This window comes from Pseudomonas sp. Irchel 3E13 (assembly GCF_900187455.1).
Classification (GTDB): domain Bacteria; phylum Pseudomonadota; class Gammaproteobacteria; order Pseudomonadales; family Pseudomonadaceae; genus Aquipseudomonas.
On sequence record NZ_FYDX01000021.1, the window covers coordinates 63,645 to 81,878 of the forward strand.

The 18,234-nt window shown below is 63.9% G+C and carries 17 protein-coding genes and 2 pseudogenes; 6 read left to right on the plus strand and 13 right to left on the minus strand.

Annotated elements, in window-relative coordinates; all coding sequences use genetic code 11:
- Positions 1–187 precede the first annotated feature (187 nt).
- Both CKW37_RS28645 and CKW37_RS28650 read right to left on the minus strand, forming a co-directional pair.
- Complete coding sequence (locus tag CKW37_RS28645) at positions 188–571, minus strand: PaaI family thioesterase (RefSeq protein WP_075805926.1); 384 nt, start codon at positions 569–571, stop codon at positions 188–190.
- Positions 572–2,890 (minus strand): Tex family protein, encoded by a 2,319-nt coding sequence (locus CKW37_RS28650; protein WP_095159472.1) that lies wholly within the window; start codon positions 2,888–2,890, stop codon positions 572–574.
- Between the two features lie 243 nt (positions 2,891–3,133).
- Here CKW37_RS28650 and ompR point away from each other — a divergent pair, with 243 nt between their 5' ends.
- Together ompR and CKW37_RS28660 are read left to right on the plus strand one after the other, a co-directional pair.
- Complete coding sequence (ompR, locus tag CKW37_RS28655; protein WP_095159473.1) at positions 3,134–3,874, plus strand: two-component system response regulator OmpR; 741 nt, start codon at positions 3,134–3,136, stop codon at positions 3,872–3,874.
- A gap of 126 nt (positions 3,875–4,000) precedes the next feature.
- Positions 4,001–5,314, plus strand: coding sequence for an ATP-binding protein (locus tag CKW37_RS28660; protein ID WP_095159474.1), 1,314 nt, complete (start codon positions 4,001–4,003; stop codon positions 5,312–5,314).
- Here the strand turns inward: CKW37_RS28660 and rimK are convergent.
- Together rimK and CKW37_RS28670 are read right to left on the minus strand one after the other, a co-directional pair.
- Positions 5,311–6,216, minus strand: coding sequence for a 30S ribosomal protein S6--L-glutamate ligase (gene rimK, locus CKW37_RS28665; RefSeq protein ID WP_095159475.1), 906 nt, complete (start codon positions 6,214–6,216; stop codon positions 5,311–5,313). The genes CKW37_RS28660 and rimK overlap by 4 nt on opposite strands.
- Positions 6,213–6,695: an ATP-dependent zinc protease gene (locus CKW37_RS28670; protein WP_095159524.1), complete on the minus strand. Its 483-nt coding sequence runs from the start codon at positions 6,693–6,695 to the stop codon at positions 6,213–6,215. The genes rimK and CKW37_RS28670 overlap by 4 nt, the downstream gene beginning before the upstream one ends.
- A 108-nt stretch (positions 6,696–6,803) precedes the next feature.
- Here CKW37_RS28670 and CKW37_RS28675 point away from each other — a divergent pair, with 108 nt between their 5' ends.
- The 4 genes from CKW37_RS28675 to CKW37_RS28690 all read left to right on the plus strand — a co-directional run bounded on the left by CKW37_RS28675 (position 6,804) and on the right by CKW37_RS28690 (position 10,665).
- Entirely contained in the window at positions 6,804–7,202 is a 399-nt protein-coding gene (locus CKW37_RS28675; protein ID WP_095159476.1) for an RNA-binding S4 domain-containing protein, read from the plus strand.
- A gap of 206 nt (positions 7,203–7,408) precedes the next feature.
- Positions 7,409–8,311: an Hsp33 family molecular chaperone HslO gene (hslO, locus tag CKW37_RS28680; RefSeq protein WP_095159477.1), complete on the plus strand. Its 903-nt coding sequence runs from the start codon at positions 7,409–7,411 to the stop codon at positions 8,309–8,311.
- A gap of 179 nt (positions 8,312–8,490) precedes the next feature.
- Positions 8,491–10,032 carry a phosphoenolpyruvate carboxykinase gene (locus CKW37_RS28685; RefSeq protein ID WP_095159478.1) on the plus strand — a complete coding sequence of 514 codons (1,542 nt, stop codon included), beginning with the start codon at positions 8,491–8,493 and terminating at the stop codon, positions 10,030–10,032.
- Between the two features lie 207 nt (positions 10,033–10,239).
- Positions 10,240–10,665 (plus strand): thioesterase family protein, encoded by a 426-nt coding sequence (locus CKW37_RS28690; protein ID WP_095159479.1) that lies wholly within the window; start codon positions 10,240–10,242, stop codon positions 10,663–10,665.
- A gap of 12 nt (positions 10,666–10,677) precedes the next feature.
- Here the strand turns inward: CKW37_RS28690 and CKW37_RS28695 are convergent, their stop codons facing one another.
- The 9 genes and pseudogenes from CKW37_RS28695 to CKW37_RS28730 all read right to left on the minus strand — a co-directional run bounded on the left by CKW37_RS28695 (position 10,678) and on the right by CKW37_RS28730 (position 18,223).
- The gene (locus CKW37_RS28695; RefSeq protein ID WP_095159480.1) at positions 10,678–11,334 is read right to left on the minus strand and encodes a response regulator transcription factor; all 657 of its coding nucleotides are present in this window, start codon (positions 11,332–11,334) and stop codon (positions 10,678–10,680) included.
- A gap of 154 nt (positions 11,335–11,488) precedes the next feature.
- On the minus strand, positions 11,489–12,556 hold the full coding sequence (locus CKW37_RS28700; RefSeq protein WP_095159481.1) for a chemotaxis response regulator protein-glutamate methylesterase: 1,068 nt from the start codon (positions 12,554–12,556) through the stop codon (positions 11,489–11,491).
- Complete coding sequence (locus CKW37_RS28705) at positions 12,553–13,365, minus strand: protein-glutamate O-methyltransferase CheR (RefSeq protein ID WP_095159482.1); 813 nt, start codon at positions 13,363–13,365, stop codon at positions 12,553–12,555. Before CKW37_RS28705 ends, CKW37_RS28700 begins: the two co-directional genes overlap by 4 nt.
- Before the next feature lies 1 nt (position 13,366).
- Positions 13,367–13,870: a chemotaxis protein CheW gene (locus tag CKW37_RS28710; protein ID WP_095159483.1), complete on the minus strand. Its 504-nt coding sequence runs from the start codon at positions 13,868–13,870 to the stop codon at positions 13,367–13,369.
- 145 nt (positions 13,871–14,015) lie between these two features.
- Positions 14,016–14,952: pseudogene (locus tag CKW37_RS33865) on the minus strand (methyl-accepting chemotaxis protein); the annotation flags it as partial.
- 12 nt (positions 14,953–14,964) lie between these two features.
- A pseudogene (locus CKW37_RS33870) lies at positions 14,965–15,504 on the minus strand (MCP four helix bundle domain-containing protein); the annotation flags it as partial.
- Positions 15,495–17,546 (minus strand): chemotaxis protein CheA, encoded by a 2,052-nt coding sequence (locus CKW37_RS28720; RefSeq protein ID WP_095159485.1) that lies wholly within the window; start codon positions 17,544–17,546, stop codon positions 15,495–15,497. The pseudogene CKW37_RS33870 and the gene CKW37_RS28720, both read right to left, overlap by 10 nt.
- Positions 17,547–17,549: 3 nt before the next feature.
- Positions 17,550–17,858 carry an STAS domain-containing protein gene (locus CKW37_RS28725; RefSeq protein WP_095159486.1) on the minus strand — a complete coding sequence of 103 codons (309 nt, stop codon included), beginning with the start codon at positions 17,856–17,858 and terminating at the stop codon, positions 17,550–17,552.
- Positions 17,858–18,223, minus strand: coding sequence for a response regulator (locus tag CKW37_RS28730; RefSeq protein WP_095159487.1), 366 nt, complete (start codon positions 18,221–18,223; stop codon positions 17,858–17,860). The genes CKW37_RS28725 and CKW37_RS28730 overlap by 1 nt, the downstream gene beginning before the upstream one ends.
- Between the last annotated feature and the right edge of the window lie 11 nt (positions 18,224–18,234).

Below are 18,234 nucleotides of genomic sequence, written 5' to 3' on the forward strand. Positions count from 1 at the left end.
TTCACACGTCAGTCGCCGCAATATGGGGGTGGAGGTGACGGTCTACAAGGGTGGACAGAGGAACTGGCGTTGTCGCCTGGTTTTCGCAGGGAGTCGGCAGCGCCCGCGCACTGCCGAAAGTACCGCAAATTGGGAGTTTTCGGCTAGATCTGTAGGAAAAGCGCCCGCGTGATGGCGGGCAAAGTTTTTACAGCGCGGCGAAGGTTCCTTGTGCCTTCGCCACCAGTTTGTCGCCCTGGAAGACGTCGGCGTCGAGCACCAGCGTGCGCCGCCCGGCGTGCAACACCCGGGCGATGCACAGCACCTCGCCCTCGCTGACAGCCCGCACGTAGTTGATCTTGCATTCCAGCGTCACGCTGCGCCGATCAAAGCCATGGCTGCTGGAGCAGGCCAGCCCCATGGCGATGTCGACCAGGCTGAAGATCGCGCCGCCATGCAGGAAGCCGCCGCGATTGCGCAAATGCGGCTCCAGCGCGAGGGCCACCTCTGCGACGCCTTCTTCAAGGCGTTGCAGGCGGCAGCCCAGCAACTGGCTGAAGGCGCTCTGAACGATATCTTCAGGCGCGTCCATTTACTTCTTCTTCAACTGCTTGGCGTTGGCGAACAGCGAGGCCATGGCGTTATTGGCAGGCGGCGGGGTTTCCTTGACCCGTGCCGGCGCACCTTGCTGGCGCGGCGCGGAACCTGGACGGCTGCCACGGGCACCATCGACTTTCTCGCCCGGGGTGTCGCTCATGCGCATCGACAGGCCGACGCGTTTGCGCGGGATGTCCACTTCCATGACCTTGACCTTGACCACGTCGCCGGCCTTGACCGCTTCACGCGGGTCCTTGATGAACTTCTCCGACAGCGCCGAGATGTGCACCAGGCCGTCCTGGTGCACGCCGATATCGACGAATGCACCGAAGTTGGTGACGTTGGTAACCACGCCTTCGAGGATCATCCCCGGTTCCAGGTCCTTGAGGTCTTCGACGCCTTCCTGGAACTCGGCGGTCTTGAACTCCGGACGCGGGTCGCGGCCCGGCTTGTCCAGTTCCTGGAGGATGTCGGTGACGGTGGGCAGACCGAAGGTTTCGTCGGTGTATTTCTTCGGGTCCAGGCGCTTGAGGAAACCGCTGTCGCCAACCAGCGAGCGGATATCACGGTCGGTCTCGGCGGCGATGCGCTGCACCAGTGGGTAGGCTTCCGGGTGAACTGCGGAGGCGTCCAGCGGGTTGTCGCCGTTCATCACGCGCAGGAAGCCGGCGGCCTGTTCGAAGGTTTTCTCGCCCAGGCGGCTGACTTTCTTCAGCGCTGCGCGGGTCTTGAAGGCGCCGTTGGCGTCACGGTGGCTGACGATGTTCTGCGCCAGGGTCGCGTTTAGGCCGGAGATGCGCGCCAGCAGCGCCACCGAGGCGGTGTTGACGTCGACGCCAACGGCGTTCACGCAGTCCTCGACTACCGCGTCCAGGCCACGGGCCAGTTTCAATTGCGAAACGTCGTGCTGGTACTGGCCGACACCGATGGACTTCGGATCGATCTTCACCAGCTCTGCCAGCGGATCCTGCAGACGGCGGGCGATGGACACCGCGCCACGGATCGTTACGTCCAGGTCGGGGAATTCACGGGCGGCCAGCTCGGACGCCGAGTACACCGAGGCGCCGGCCTCGGAAACCATGATCTTGGTGATCTTGAGGGCAGGGTACTTCTTGACCAGTTCGGCGATCAGCTTGTCGCTTTCACGGCTGGCAGTGCCGTTGCCGATGGCGATCAGTTCCACCGAGTGCTTGGCGCACAGCGCGGCAATCACGGCGATGGTGCGGTCCCAGTCGTTTTTCGGCGCGTGCGGGTACACCGTGGTGTAGTCCAGCAGCTTGCCGGTGGAGTCGACCACGGCCACCTTGCAGCCGGTACGCAGGCCCGGGTCGAAGCCCAGGGTCGCGCGCGGGCCGGCCGGCGCGGCGAGCAGCAGGTCGTGCAGGTTGCGGGCGAAGACGTTGATTGCCTCGCCTTCGGCGTTGTCACGCAGCTCGCCGAACAGGTCGGTTTCCAGGTGGCTGTAGAGCTTGACCTTCCAGGTCCAGCGCACCACTTCGGCCAACCACTTGTCGGCTGGGCGGCCCTGGTTAACGAGGCCGAAACGCTCGGCGATCATCAATTCGCACGGGTGCAGGGTGCCCGGCAGTTCTTCGCCGACCTTCAGCGCAGCGGACAGCACGCCTTCGTTGCGCCCGCGGAAAATCGCCAGGGCACGGTGCGACGGTACGCTCTTGAGCTGTTCGTCGTGTTCGAAATAGTCGCGGAACTTGGCGCCTTCCTCTTGCTTGCCGGCCACCAGGCGGGCACTGAGGGTGGCTTCCTGGGTGAGGAAGGTACGCAGTTTTTCCAGCAGGGTGGCGTCTTCGGCGAAGCGCTCCATGAGGATGTACTTGGCGCCTTCCAGCGCGGCCTTGACGTCGGCGACGCCCTTTTCGGCATCGACGAAGCGCGCGGCTTCGGTTTCCGGGGACAGTTGCGGGTCGTTCAGCAGACCGTCAGCCAGTTCGCCGAGGCCGGCTTCCAGGGCGATCTGGCCCTTGGTGCGGCGCTTCTGCTTGTACGGGAGATAGAGGTCTTCGAGGCGGGTCTTGGTGTCGGCCAGCTTGATTTCGCGGGCCAGTTCGGGGGTCAGCTTGCCCTGTTCCTCGATGCTGGCCAGGATGCTGGCGCGGCGATCGTCGAGTTCGCGCAGGTAGCGCAGGCGCTCTTCGAGGTTGCGCAGTTGGGTGTCATCCAGGCTGCCGGTCACTTCTTTGCGGTAACGGGCGATAAAAGGCACCGTGGAGCCTTCATCAAGTAGAGCCACGGCCGCCTCGACCTGTTGCGGGCGGACGCCGAGTTCTTCGGCGATGCGGCTGTTGATGCTGTCCATAAAACCACCTGACAAATTGTGAATGCTTGGGCCGCGGAGCCCGCGCCGCAGGGGCGCCGGAGCAAGGCGGCTCTCGGTGAAAAGCGGCGCATTATACCCAGCGCACCGGGCTTGCGGTGATAGCCGCTGGCCAGCTTGCAGGACCGTTCTACTGGCACATGGGGAAAAATCTGCTAACAATGCACACGGCACTGTCAAATGGCGGCTAAGCCATAATGCGCGCCGAGATTAAAGGAGCGACCCATGAGCAGCACTGCACAAACAGCCGAAGGCGAAAAAATCCTCATCGTCGACGATGACCCTGGCCTGAGCAGCCTGCTGGAGCGATTCTTCACCAGCAAAGGCTACCGCGCGAGGGCTGTACCGAACGTCGAGCAGATGGACCGCCTGCTGGCGCGTGAAGTCTTCAACCTGGTCGTCCTCGACCTGATGCTTCCCGGCGAAGATGGCCTTTCAGCCTGCCGCCGGCTGCGCGCGGCGAACAATCAGGTCCCGATCATCATGCTCACCGCCAAGGGCGACGAGCTGAGCCGGATCAAGGGCCTGGAGCTGGGCGCCGACGATTACCTGGCCAAGCCATTCAACCCCGACGAGCTGGTTGCGCGGGTCAAGGCGGTGTTGCGTCGGCAGACGCCTTCGGTACCGGGTGCTCCGGGCAGCGAGGATGAAACCGTCACGTTCGGCGACTACGAGCTGTCGCTGGCCACCCGCGAACTCAAGCGGGGTGAAGAAGTACATATGCTCACCACCGGCGAATTCGCGGTGCTCAAGGCGCTGGTCATGCACGCTCGCGAGCCGCTGACCCGCGATAAACTGATGAACCTGGCCCGTGGTCGTGAATGGGATGCGCTGGAGCGTTCCATCGACGTGCAGATCTCGCGCCTGCGCCGGATGATCGAGCCGGATCCTTCCAAGCCGCGTTACATCCAGACAGTCTGGGGCGTCGGTTATGTGTTCGTGCCGGATGGTAATGCCGGCAAGTGACCCCTCGTTTCAGGGAGTGAGTCATCAACAGCAGGGCCACCGCAGGGTTGCCCTGCTTTTGCATGAAGCGAAAGCCGTAAAGCCCGCGAGCCGCGCTCGTGCCTGCCTAGTGTGTAGCCGTTGTCCATGAAAACCCCGCTGTGGTTCCCGCAAAGCTTTTTCGCCCGCACCCTGTGGCTGGTGCTCATCGTCGTCCTGTTCTCCAAGGCGCTCACCCTGGTCTATCTGCTGATGAACGAGGATGTGCTGGTTGATCGCCAGTACAGCCACGGCGTCGCCCTGACCCTGCGTGCCTACTGGGCGGCGGACGAGTCGGACCGGGAAAAGGTCGCCGAGGCCGCCGGGCTGATCCGGGTGACCGGCAACGGCGTACCCGAGGGCGAGCAGCACTGGCCTTACAGCGAGATCTACCAGCGCCAGATGCAGGCCGAGCTGGGCGCCGATACCGAAGTCCGGTTGCGCGTGCATTCGCCGCCGGCGTTGTGGGTGAGGGCGCCGAGCCTGGGCGACGACTGGCTGAAAGTCCCGCTTTACCCACATCCGTTGCGCGGCCAGAAAATCTGGAACGTGCTTGGCTGGTTTCTCGCCATCGGCCTGCTTTCCACGGCCTCGGCCTGGATCTTCGTGCGTCAGTTGAACCAGCCGCTCAAGCGCCTGGTGTTCGCCGCGCGGCAACTGGGCCAGGGCCGCAGTGTGCGTTTGCCGGTCAGCGATACGCCCAGCGAGATGACCGAGGTCTATCGCGCCTTCAACCAGATGGCCGAGGACGTCGAGCAGGCTGGGCGCGAGCGTGAATTGATGCTCGCCGGGGTTTCCCATGACTTGCGCACGCCGCTGACCCGGCTACGGCTGTCGCTGTCGCTGATGGCCAACGACAGCGACCTGACCGACGACATGGTCCGCGACATTGAAGACATGGATGCGATCCTCGACCAGTTCCTCGCCTTCATTCGCGACGGTCGGGACGAGCCGGTGGAGGAGGTGGACCTGAGCGATCTGGTCCGCGAGGTGGTCGCGCCGTTCAACCAGCCCGAGGAGCAGGTGCGCCTGTGCCTTGAGCCGATCCCGCCGTTTCCGCTGCGCCGGGTATCGATGAAGCGTCTGTTGAACAACCTGATCGGCAACGCCCTGCACCATGCAGGGCAGGGCGTCGAAGTGGCGGCCTACGTTTCCGGTGACACCAGCGCGCCCTACGTCGTGCTGAGCGTGCTGGACCGCGGCGCTGGGATCGATCCCGGTGAGCTGGAAGCGATCTTCAACCCTTTCATTCGCGGTGACCGTGCCCGTAGCGGCAAGGGCACCGGCCTGGGCCTGGCGATCGTCAAGCGGATCGCCGCCCAGCACGGCGGCAACGTCGAATTGCGCAACCGTTCGGGCGGCGGCATCGAAGCCCGAGTGCGGTTGCCGCTGGGGCTTCTGCTGCCTCGGGACGCTGTTTAACCTTTCCCTTTGGTGCGGGTCAGATTTGGCCCGCCGTTCTTTTCCAGATGCTCGATGATCATCCCGGCAACGTCCTTGCCGGTGGTGACCTCGATGCCTTCCAGGCCCGGTGAGGAATTCACCTCCATCACCAGCGGGCCGTGGTTGGAGCGCAGGATATCCACACCGGCGACGCTCAGGCCCATGACCTTGGCGGCGCGGATCGCGGTCATGCGCTCTTCGGGCGTGACCTTGATCAGGCTGGCGGTGCCGCCGCGGTGCAGGTTGGAGCGGAACTCGCCCGGCTTGGCCTGACGCTTCATCGAGGCGATGACCTTGTCGCCGACCACGAAGCAGCGGATATCGGCGCCGCCGGCTTCCTTGATGTATTCCTGGACCATGATGTTCTGCTTCAGGCCCATGAACGCTTCGATCACCGACTCGGCGGCCTTGGTGGTTTCGCACAGCACCACGCCGATGCCCTGGGTGCCTTCGAGCACCTTGATCACCAGCGGGGCGCCATTGACCATCTGGATCAGGTCGGGGATGTCGTCCGGGGAGTGGGCGAAGCCGGTGACCGGCAGGCCGATGCCGCGCCGCGACAGCAACTGCAGCGAGCGCAGTTTGTCCCGGGAGCGGGCGATGGCGACGGATTCGTTGAGCGGGAACACGCCCATCATTTCAAACTGACGCAGCACGGCGCAGCCATAGAACGTTACCGAGGCACCGATGCGCGGGATCACCGCGTCGAAGCCTTCCAGCGGCTTGCCGCGATAGTGGATCTGCGGCTTGTGGCTGGCGATGTTCATGTAGGCGCGCAGGGTATCGACCACAACCATTTCATGGCCCCGTTGCGTACCGGCCTCGACCAGGCGACGGGTGGAATACAGACGCGGGTTCCGCGACAGCACAGCGATCTTCATGCAACACCTGTGGAAGGGGTAATGGTGGCCGGGAACACCGGCTTGTCCTGAACGTATTTGACGCCTGGGTTGACCACCAACTGGCCATGCACCAGTGCCTTGGAGCCGAGCAACAGGCGGTAACGCATGGCCTTGCGACAGGCCAGGGTGAATTCGACTTCCCAGACCCGGTCACCGAGCGCCAGCGGCGTGCGGATCACGTAGCGGACCTGGGCCTGGCCGTTGGAACTCTTGATGGTCTTCAACGTGACCAGTGGCGCTTCACAGCGGCGGTGGCGCAACTGCACGACCGAACCCAGATGAGCGTTGAAACGCACCCATTGCTCGCCGTCACGCATGAACGGTTCGACCTCGGTGGCATGCAGGCTGGAGGTGCTGGCGCCGGTGTCGATCTTGGCGCGCAGGCCGGCCAGGCCGAGGTCTGGCAGGGCCACCCACTCGCGCAAACCGATAACGCTCAAATGATCAAATGTCTTCACGATGCACAACCCGGAAAAAGTCGGTGAACTGTAAGCAGGCTGCGGACTTTTTGCATCCGCCAGTTACGGTAGTACAGTTCCATGACCGCTATGAATCGGAGCAGTGCAATGGCACAACAACCGGAAGACGACAAGGTTCGTCTGGACAAGTGGCTCTGGGCCGCTCGTTTCTACAAAACCCGCGCCCTGGCCAAGGCCGCGATCGAAGGCGGCAAGGTGCACTGTCGCGGCGAACGCTGCAAGCCTGGCAAGGAGCCACGTGTCGGTGAGGAATTCGTGCTGCGCACCGGCTTTGACGAGCGCACCATAGTGGTCAAGGCGCTCTCTGTGGTTCGCCGTGGGGCGCCCGAAGCACAGGCGCTGTATGCCGAGACCGAAGAAAGCATCGCCCGCCGCGAAAAGGCCGCCGATTTGCGCAAGGCCGGTGCCTTGGGTGTCACCACCGATGGGCGACCGACCAAGAAGCAGCGCCGGCAGATTCATCAATTCCACGATTCGGTGGGCTGAGCGGCCATTCGTCGCACGGGGACTGGTCAGCGGGTAGCCGATGGCACCAGAGTAATGGGCAGAACCCCCGGTCCTTGGATCGGGGAGCGAAATGGCCATAAACTAACGGTCTTTCGTGACAAAACCGATCACGCCTGCGCGGTGTGGCGGTACCGGCGCCCAACTGGCCCCTTGTCCTTTTCCCTCTTCAAAGAAAGCCTTTAGCCATGCCCGATATTGCGGATACCGATTTCACCCAACGCTTCCTCTTTGACGACCGCGACGTGCGCGGCGAACTGGTTTCGCTCGAGCACAGCTACGCCGAAGTGTTGGCCAAACACGCCTACCCTCAGCCGGTCGCGCAACTGCTCGGTGAACTGATGGCCGCTGCGGCGCTGCTGGTCGGCACGCTGAAATTCGACGGCCTGCTGATTCTCCAGGCGCGCTCCGAAGGCCCGGTCTCGCTGCTGATGGTCGAATGCTCCAGCGAGCGTGAGCTGCGCGGCATCGCCCACTACGACAGCGCCGCGATCAGCGACGATGCCGGCCTGCACGACCTGATGCCCAACGGCATGCTCGCGCTCACCGTCGACCCGCGTCGTGGCCAGCGTTACCAGGGCATTGTCGATCTGGACGGTGCCGATCTGTCGGAGTGCTTCACCAATTACTTCGTCAAGTCCGAGCAGCTCGGCACGCGCTTCTGGCTCAGCGCCGATGGTCACCGCGCGGGCGGCCTGCTGTTGCAGCAACTGCCGGTCGCGAGCCAGCCGGACGCCGATGACCGCGCCGAAAGCTGGGCGCACGTCACCATGATGGCGGGCACCTTGAGCCGCGAAGAGCAACTGGGCCTGGACAACGAGACCCTCTTGCATCGCCTCTACCACGAAGACGCCGTGCGCCTGTTCGATGTCCAGCCGCTGAGCTTCCGTTGCAGTTGCTCGCGTGAGCGCTCCGGCAGTGCACTGACCAGCCTCGGGCTGGAAGATGCGCGGGCGCTGGTGGTCGAGCACGGCGGTCACATCGAGATCGATTGCCAGTTCTGCAACGAGCGCTATCGCTTCGATGTTGCGGATGTTGAGCAATTGTTTGGTGGCGGTGGCGTGGACGCGCCGTCAGATACTCGTCACTGAAACGTTTCTGCTCAGGGAAATCTCCTGTCGAATCCGCCGAAGGCGCAGTTCTGACAGGAGGGCTCTACTTTTTTTGGGCGTTTCTGGCATAATCCGGCCACTTTTTTCGCTGTAGTAGCTTGTAAGAATCTACTACAAATCGTTTGGAGCACTCGGCCGCAGGCCGGATGGGGAATCTCATGACGCAAGCCAATAACGCCGTGTACACCGATCTGAGTGTCGACGAGCTGGTACAAGAAGCGCTGAAACGCGGTGAAGGCGAACTGGCCGATACTGGCGCGCTGGTCGTGAAAACCGGTCACCGCACTGGTCGTTCGCCAGTTGACCGTTTCATCGTCGAAGAGCCGAGCACCCAGGACGCAATCGCCTGGGGCCCGATCAACCGCAAGTTCCCCGCCGACAAGTTCGATGCCCTGTGGGCTCGCGTCGAGGCGTTCAACAACGCCCAGGAGCACTTCGTTTCCCACGTTCACGTAGGCGCTGCCGAGGATCACTACCTCGCCGTCAAGATGACCACCCAGACTGCCTGGCAGAACCTGTTCGGTCGTTGCCTGTTCATCAACCCGGCCCAGTACAACCCTGCCGGCCGGCAAGAGTGGCAGGTCCTGAACGTCGCCAACTTCGAATGCGTTCCAGAGCGTGACGGCACCAACTCCGATGGTTGCGTCATCCTCAACTTCGCTCAGAAAAAAGTCCTGATCGCTGGCATGCGCTATGCCGGTGAGATGAAGAAAGCCATGTTCTCGGTGCAGAACTTCCTGCTGCCGGCCGCTGACGTGCTGCCAATGCACTGCGCCGCCAACATCGGCGAAGAAGGCGACGTGACCCTGTTCTTCGGTCTGTCGGGCACTGGCAAGACCACCCTGTCGGCTGACGAAAGCCGTTACCTGATCGGTGACGACGAGCACGGTTGGGGCGAAGGTGTTGTCTTCAACATCGAAGGCGGCTGCTACGCCAAGTGCATCGACTTGTCCGAGAAGAACGAGCCGGTCATCTGGAAAGCCATCAAGCACGGCGCAGTCCTGGAGAACGTCGTCCTGGACGACGCCAAGCACGCTGACTACGCCGATGGCAGCCTGACCCAGAACAGCCGCGCCGCGTACCCGCTGGAGCACGTCGAGAAGCGTTCCGAGCAGAACCTGGGCGGCGAGCCTAATGCGGTCATCTTCCTGACCTGCGACCTGACCGGCGTACTGCCACCCGTGTCGATCCTGAACAACGAGCAGGCGGCGTATCACTTCCTGTCCGGCTACACCGCGCTGGTCGGTTCCACCGAAATGGGTTCGGGCGGCGGCATCAAGTCGACCTTCTCCACCTGCTTCGGCGCACCGTTCTTCCCGCGTCCGGCGGGTGAATACGCCGAGCTGCTGATCAAGCGCATCAAGGGCTTCGGCTCCAAGGTCTACCTGGTCAACACCGGTTGGACTGGTGGTGGCTACGGCGTCGGCAAGCGTTTCAGCATCCCGACCACCCGTGCGGTGATCGCGGCCATCCAGAGCGGTGCTCTGATCGGCGCTGAAACCGAGCACCTGGGCATCATCAACCTGGACGTACCGAAGTCGGTTCCAGGCGTTGATACCGAGCTGCTGAACCCGCGTACCACCTGGGCTGACCAGGCTGCCTACGACGAAGCGGCGAAAGGCTTGGCCAATCTGTTCATCGAGAACTTCAAGAAATTCGAAGTTTCCGATGCGATCAAGGCTGCTGGTCCGCAACTGTAAGTTGCTGCCCACCGCAGGTTGAAAAAAGCCCCGGCTCGCGAGAGCCGGGTTTTTTTTGGCCTGAGTGGCGGGGCTGGAGCTCCCACAGGGGCCGATAAGCCCCCAGCACCCAAGCCCAAACCCAAGGTCCCCCGGACACAACCTTTTCTATTGGCCATCAGCGACACAATCCTTCAGCATCGGCACTTCACTCCATGGAGAGCACCCGTGTCCGATCCGTTGCAGATTGAACATTTCCCCCACGCTGAATTCATCTCCACCCGCTGGCAGGACGCGGACATCAATGGTCAGATCGCCAGCGCCGCGGTCTACAGCTTTTTCGACACCGTGATCCAGTCGTACCTCGTCACCCACGGTGAAATCGATCCGCAGGAAGGCGAGGTGGTGGCATTCGTGGTGAGTTCCTCCTGCGATTTCTACGCCTCGGCGGGCTTCACCGATCTGTTGCAGGTGGGCATCCGGGCCGAGCGTATCGCCGGCAGCACGGTGGAGTTCGAGGTGGCCCTGTTCGACTACGCCGGCAAGCAGCTCTATGCCCTTGGCCGGGTGGTGCAGGTGTTCATCGAGCGCGCCACAGGCACGCCTGCGACCTTTCCCGACACTCTGAAGATGGCGCTGCTCTCGCTGAACTAAAGGCCGTCGGGCTCAGTCGTTGAGCCGGATAATCCCTTCACGTACGGCAAACAACACCAGCCCCGGCACGTCGTGAATCTGCAGCCGGTGCATGATTTGCGAACGATGCGCTTCGACGGTCTTCACGCTCAGGCCCAGGCCGTCGGCGATGGAGCGGGTCGATTCGCCACGGGCGATCAGCCGCAGGATCTCCAGTTGCCGCGCGGTGAGCTGCATCGCCGTGCTGACCTGGGGGCGGCGGCGGTTCTGTTTTACCGCCTGACCGATCACCAGCGGTAGCACCGCCGAGGACAGGTACTGCCCGCCGCCACGCAGTGACTGCAGAGCCAGCTCCAGCTCCTGCACCGTCGCGCTTTTCAGCAGGAACCCGTGGGCGCCCTGTTGCAGGCAGTGCATGACGAATTCCAGTTCCGAACGCGACGACAACATCAGCACCGTGCAGGCCGGCACGCGCAGGTACAGCTCGCGCAGCAGCTCCTCGCCGGTCAGCGTGCCGAGGGCGATATCCAGCAGGATGATGTCGGGCTTGAGCTGTTCGGACAGCTCGAGGGTGGTAACCGCGTCGCCTGCTTCTCCGACCACAGCGTATTCTTGTTTTTGTTCGAGCAACGCTCGCAGGCCTGCGCGGAACAGGGGCGAGTCGTCGGCAATCAGTAAACGGCAAAGCATAGGTTTGAGCCCGTGTCGCGTAGGGTTGGACGTTGATGTGGAACGAATCGTCGCTGCGCTGTGTTGCTCCCTTGCGGTGAATGCCTGCGTGTCGTGCACCGCTCAGTGGCGGCGCGAAAAAGGCGGCTGTGGGGGTGGTCTGATCTGGAAATGCTCAGCCATTGCGAACGCTGGCGCTGAACTGGTTGATCAGCGTCGGCAGGCGATCCAGCGGCTCGATGGTCTGGGCCGCGCCGAGGCGAATGGCTTCCTTGGGCATGCCGAACACCACGCAACTGGCCTCGTCCTGGGCCACGGTGTGGGCACCCTGTTCGCGCATGGCCAGCAGGCCACGGGCTCCATCGTCACCCATGCCGGTCATGATGATGCCCAGGGCATTGCTGCCGGCATGGCGAGCGGCGGAACGGAACAGGACATCGACCGAGGGCTTGTGCCGGTTGACGGCGGGGCCGTCGAGCACTTCGACCAGGTAGTGCGCACCGCTGCGCTTGAGCTGCATATGCAGACCTCCGGGCGCCAGCAATGCCAGCCCGGAGTGAACGCGATCCAGGTGCCTGGCCTCGCGTACTTCGATCTGGCACAGCCCGTTGAGGCGGCGCGCGAAATCGGCGGTGAACTTCTCCGGCATGTGTTGAACGATCACCAGGCCCGGACAATCGCGCGGCAATTGCCGCAAGAGGAATTCCAGTGCCTGGGTGCCGCCGGTCGAGCAGCCAAGTGTAACGATTCGGTCGGTGGTTTGGCGCAGCGCGGGGCTGGGCGGCAGGTCTTTTTTTTCCAGCGGCGGCAGCGTGTGCCGGGCGACCGGCCGGGTCTTCGCCGCGTCCTCGATGCAGCGCACCAGGGTGCCGGCAAGATTCTCCAGGCTCTGGCGCAAACCCAGCTTCGCCTTGGTGAACACGCCCACCGCACCCGCCGCCAGCGCCTCCAGGTTGAGGTCGGTGCCGGCTTCGGTGAGGGTCGAGCAAATGATGGTGGGCGTCGGTCGCTCGGCCATGATCTGGCGCAGGAAGGTCAGGCCGTCCATGCGCGGCATTTCCACGTCCAGCACCAGCACGTCGGGCCAGTCGCGGCGCATCTTGTTGATCGCGTAGATCGGGTCGGCGGCCATGCCGATCACCTGGATGCCGGGATGATTGCCGAGGAACTGGCTGAGCACCTGGCGGACCAGCGCCGAGTCATCGACGATGAATACACGAATCGGTCTATCACGCTCGATCATAGGCGTTCGAACACCGAAGGCCTGACCGGACGCAGCGGCAGGTCGAAGCCGTGGATGCTTTCGGCGTGGCCGATGAACAGCAGGCCACCCGGGCGCAGTTTGTCGCTGAGGCTGCGAACGATGCGCTGCTTCTGCGCGGTGTCGAAATAGATCAGCAGGTTGCGCAGGAAGATCACGTCGAACTGGCCGATCGATTCCGGCAGCGGCTGCACCACGTTGATCTCGCGCAGTTGCACCTTGGCCCGCAGCCACCCTTGCACGCGCATGCGGCCCTCCATGTCCTCCACGCCGCAGAGGCAGTGGCGGTGCAGCCAGCCGTCAGGAAAGTAGCGCGCCTGGGCCATGTCGTAGATGCCCTGTTCGGCGAGGCCGAGCATGCTCAGGCTGAGGTCGCTGGCGAGGATCGACCACTCGTTGCCGCGGGTATGTTCGGCGGCGGTCATGGCCAGGCTGTAAGGCTCCTCGCCCGACGAGCAAGCGGCGCTCCACAGGCGCAGCGGACCACCGCGCCCCTTGAGCCACTGGCCGAGGAATTCGAAGTGGGCGAACTCGCGGAAGAAGTAGGTCTCGTTGGTGGTCAGCAGATCGACCACCAGGCGCCGCTCTCTGGCGTATTGCGGGTGCGTCAGGCGGTTCAGGTAGTCGTCGTAGCTGTCGAGGTCGAAGTGGCGCAGGCGCTTCAACAGGCGCCCGGCCACCAGTGAGCGTTTGTTGCTGGACAGGTGGATGCCCGATGCGTCCTGCATCAATTGCTGCAACTGGCGGAAGTTCTGCTCGCCGAGTACCGGCAGCGAAGGCATGGCGGACATGTCAGTGGACCTTCGATGCCTGGCTGAGGTGACGGATGTCATCCAGCGACAGCACTTGCAGCATGTTCAGGATGATCAGGAACTCCTGGGCGTGCTGCGCCATGCCGGCGATGAAGTCCGAGCGGATCGCGGTGCCGAAGGCCGGTGGCGGCATGATCTGCCGCGGGTCGATCTCCAGCACTTCGTCCACCTCGTCCACCACCAGGCCGATGCGTTGCAGGCCGGCGTCCAGCGCCAGTTCGATGATCACGATGCAGGTGCGGTTGCCGGGCTCGGTCAGGCTCAGGCCGAAACGCGCAGCCAGGTCCAGCACCGGCACCACGTTGCCGCGCAGGTTGATCACGCCGTGGATGTAGCTCGGCATCATCGGTACGCGGGTGACTTCGGCGTACTCGATGATTTCCCGCACCAGATCGATGGGCAGCGCGTAGCCGGCCTCGCGCACGCGAAAGCTCAGGTGCTGGATGGCGTCGGCTTGCGCTTCGATTCGTTGTGGCTGGTTCATGGGCACCTCGCTCAAGTGAAGCTGACGAACTGGCCTTCATCGATCAGGGCCTTGGGGCCGGAGCGCACCGGTGCTGGCAGGCTGTCGCCGGCCCGCGTGGCGCGCAGCGGTGCACTGCCTTGTTCGAAGCGGAAATAACCGATCAGTTCCTGCAACTGGCTGGCCTGGGCGTTCATTTCCTCGGCGGTGGCTGCCAGTTCCTCGGAGGCCGAGGCGTTCTGCTGGGTGATCTGGTTCATCTGGCCCATAGCGATGTTGATCTGCCCGGCGGCGCTGCTCTGCTCCTGCGACGCGGCAGTGATTTCCTGGACCAGGTCGGAGGTGCGCTGGATATTCGGCACGATTTCGCCCAGCAGTTGCCCGGCCTGTTCGGCCAGTCGCACGCTGCTGGAGGCCACTTGTCCGATTTCCTGCGCGGCCACCTGGCTGCGCTCGGCGAGCTTGCGCACCTCGGCGGCGACCACCGCGAAGCCCTTGCCGTGATCGCCGGCGCGGGCGGCCTCGATGGCGGCGTTGAGGGCGAGCAGGTTGGTCTGGTAGGCGATGTCGTCGATGATGCCGATCTTGTCCGCGATCTGTTTCATCGCCAGCACGGTGTCGCCCACCGCGCCGCCGCCTTGCACGGCGTCATTGGCGGCCTTGCCGGCAATGCCGTCGGTGATCTTGGCGCTTTCGGTGTTCTGCGCGATGGAGGCGGACATTTCTTCCACCGAGGCGCTGGTCTGTTCGACGCTGGCGGCCTGTTCGTTGGCCGCCTGGCTGAGGGACTGGGACGTCGAACTGACCTGCTCGGAGGCCGACGACAGCGCGTCGGCGGAGCTGCGCACATCGCCGAGGATGCTACGCAGACGCTCGGTCATGTTCTGCATCGCGCCGAGCAGGCGGCCGGTTTCATCCTTGCGGTCGATCTGCAGGTCCTGGCTGAGGTCGCCGGCCGCCATGCGGTCGGCAGCCTGTACCGCGCCGAGCAGCGGACGGGTGATGCTGCGGGTGACCAGCACGCCGACCAGCATGCCGAGCAGGGTGGCGACCGCCACCAGGATGATCATCTGGGTGCGCGAGTTTTCGGCGATCTCGCTGATCGCCGCATTGGCTTCGCCGGCGCGCGCCTGCTTGGCGGTGCTGGCGTCGCCGAGCAGGCGATCGACTTCGTTGGCCGCTTCGGTGTTGCCCGGCATCAGCGCCAGTGTCTCGGTCATCGGCTGCAGGGCGCCGGATTGTTGGTGGACCGTCAGCACCTGATTGGCGGCCGCGATGTATTTCTGCAGTGGGGCTTCGATGGCCTCGACCTGGATCTGGCCTTCGCGGGTCAGGAAGTACTGCCGCGAACGGGTCAGCAGGTCGCGGGTCTTGTCCATCGCTTCACGGGCGACGCGGGACGCCTCGTCACGCTCTTCGACCGTGGCCGACATCAGGCTGCGGCGCACCGCGCGGTTGGCCATGAGCAACTGGATATTGGCCTCCTGCAAGGTCGTCAGGCCCACCACATCGACGTCGTACATGCGGTCGGACAGGTCGTTGACCTGGCTCAGGTTGCGGATGCCGATGAAGCCGATGATCGCCGTCAGCGCGACCACCAGCAGAAAGCCCAGGGTCAGGCGCACACCTATTTTCATGTTGCTGATCATTTGCATGGTGACTCTCCAAAGGGGCTGAGCATGCTCGGTGACGTGGCGAGGCGCGGTTCGCTCTCGGCGCGTTGCTGCAAGTGGCGGAACAGGCTGGGAATATCGAGGATCAGCGCGACCTGGCCGGAGCCGAGGATGGTCGAGCCGCTGATGCCGGACAGGTGCTGGAACATCTGCCCCAGGGGTTTGATCACGGTCTGCAATTCGCCCAGCAACTGCTCGACGATCAACCCGGCCTGCTGGCGACCCTGGCTGACCACGACGATGTTGCGGCGCACGCGCGGATCACCGCGCAAGCCGAAGTGCCGGCCAAGATCGACGCTGGGCAGTGGCTTGCCCCGCAGGTTGAGGTGGCCGCTGGCATCGAGGGCGTCGGTACGCTCCTCCATGCACTCGGTGACCATGTCCAGCGGGATGACGAAGTGGTCGCCGCCGACGCTGACCAGAAAGCCGTCGATGATCGCCAGCGTCAGCGGCAGGCGGATACGGAAGGTGCAGCCCTGGCCGGGCTGCGACTCGATCTCGATGATCCCGCGCAACTCGTCGATGGCGCTGCGCACCACGTCCATGCCGACCCCGCGACCGGACAGGTTGGACACCGCATCGGCCGTGGAAAAGCCCGGCTCGAAGATCAGCAGGTGGATGTCCTGATCGCTCAGTTGCGCGTCGGCGTCGAGCATGCCGCGGGCGATGGCTTTCTCGCGGATGCGCTCGGTGTTCAGGCCGCGACCGTCATCGCTGACTTCCAGCACGATCATTCCCGAGTCGTGAAAGGCGTTCAGGCGCAGGCTGCCCTGTTCCGGCTTGCCGGCGGCGCGGCGCTCGCTGGAAGGTTCGATGCCGTGGTCGATGGCGTTGCGCACCAAGTGCACCAGCGGGTCGGCGATGCGGTCGATGAGGGTCTTGTCCAGTTCGGTTTCGCTGCCGGACAGGGTGAGCTGGATCTTCTTGTTCAGCGCCTGGCTGACATCGCGGACCACGCGGTGGAAGCGGTTGAAGGTCTCGCCGATTTCCACCATGCGCAGTTTCAGCGCCAGCTCGCGAATCTGCTCGACGTGCTGTTGCACCGCCTGGACGCTCTCGATGCAGGCGGTGGAGCCGCTGCGCAGCGATTGCATCTGCGCCCCGGCGGTGCTGATGACCAGTTCGCCGACCAGATTGATCAGCTCGTCGAGCTTGTGCGCGGCGACCTTGACCAGGCTGCTGCCGTTGCCGTTGCGCGGCTCGCTGCTGGCGGCCGGCGCAACCGTCGGTTCCGGCGCTTGCGGGGCGGGCGCTAACGTTTGCGTCGGGGTGACAACAGGGTCCGCTGCGGGGCTGTCGGCGTCCTCCTGGACTTGCAGGCGCAAGGTGCAGAAGTCTGCGGCCAGGGCAAAGACATCTTCCAGTTCCTCGCGGCTTGCGGCGCTGATCAGGGTCAGTTCGAAGCCGAGGTAGCAGGCTTCGGCGTCCAGCGCGTGGAGGTCCGGCACGGCCCAGGCGAGGGTTTGCAGTGAGGTGACCTTGCCCAGCCGGTCCAGGTAACGCAGGAAGCTGCTTGGCTCGAAACCGTTGCGCAGCAGCTCGTTGTCGAAGCGGATCGACAGGAACCACTCGTTGATCTCGCCCGCAGCCTCGGCCGTGTGGCTAGCGATCGCTTCGCCGGTTTCCGACGCGACACCGCCGAGCGCCAGCAACAGTTGCGCCTGGCGCGGCGTGTGCGGGGCGAGGGTGGCGCTGTGCGGGTCGATGCTTTCGACCATGCCGTTGAGCTCGTCCATGCACTCGAGCATCAGCGAAACCAGCGCCGGGTTGAGGCTGCGCTGGCCGTCGCGCACGCCCATCAGCTGGTTTTCCAGTTGGTGGGCCAGCGACACCAGCGGATCAAGTGAAAAAATCCCCGCCGAGCCCTTGAGGGTGTGCACGGCGCGGAACAGCGCGTTGATCGCCTCGGCGTCATCGCTGGTCTGTTCCAGACGCAGCAGGTTGTCCTCGGCTTCCTTGAGCAGGTCGCGGGCTTCTTCGAGAAAGCCTTCGAGCAGTTGGCTCCATTGATCGCTATCGAACATCGCTCACTCCTTGCTCGCCGGGTACAGGGCTTCGAGGCGCAACAACTGCACCAGCGCGAGGGCCCGCTCGGACAGCGCGGTGACCCGGGCGCCCTCGGTCAGGGTCTTTTGCAAGGCCAGCAGCACCTGGACGCCGGCGCTGTCGAGGTCGTCCAGGCCGCTCAGGTCGAGGGTCCAGGGGCCGGGGTCGTCGGGCAGTAGGGCGAGCAGTGCCTGTTGCGTCTCGCTCACTTCGTAGATCGTCAGGTCACCCTGCATGCTCAGCCGTGCGGGTTCCCGGTCGCTGGCCGGATGCAGCGTGAGGGCGGCCATCAGCCGATCAGCTTTTCGACGGCCGCCAGCAGTTGCTGCGGCTGGAACGGCTTGACGATCCAGGCCTTGGCGCCTGCGGCCTGGCCCTCGGCTTTCTTGGCCTGCTCGCTTTCGGTGGTGAGCATCATGATCGGCGTGAAGCGGTATTCAGGCTTGGCCTTGACCGCCTTGACCAGCCCGATGCCGTCGAGGTTGGGCATGTTCACGTCGCTGATGATCAGGTTGATCTTTTGCCCGTTCAGCTTGCTCAGGGCGTCGCGCCCGTCGCTTGCTTCGATGATCTGGTGACCGGTGCCGTTGAGGCTGATCTTTACCAGTTGGCGCATTGAGGCGGAGTCATCGACGATCAGGATGGTCTTGGCCATGTCAGGGCCCT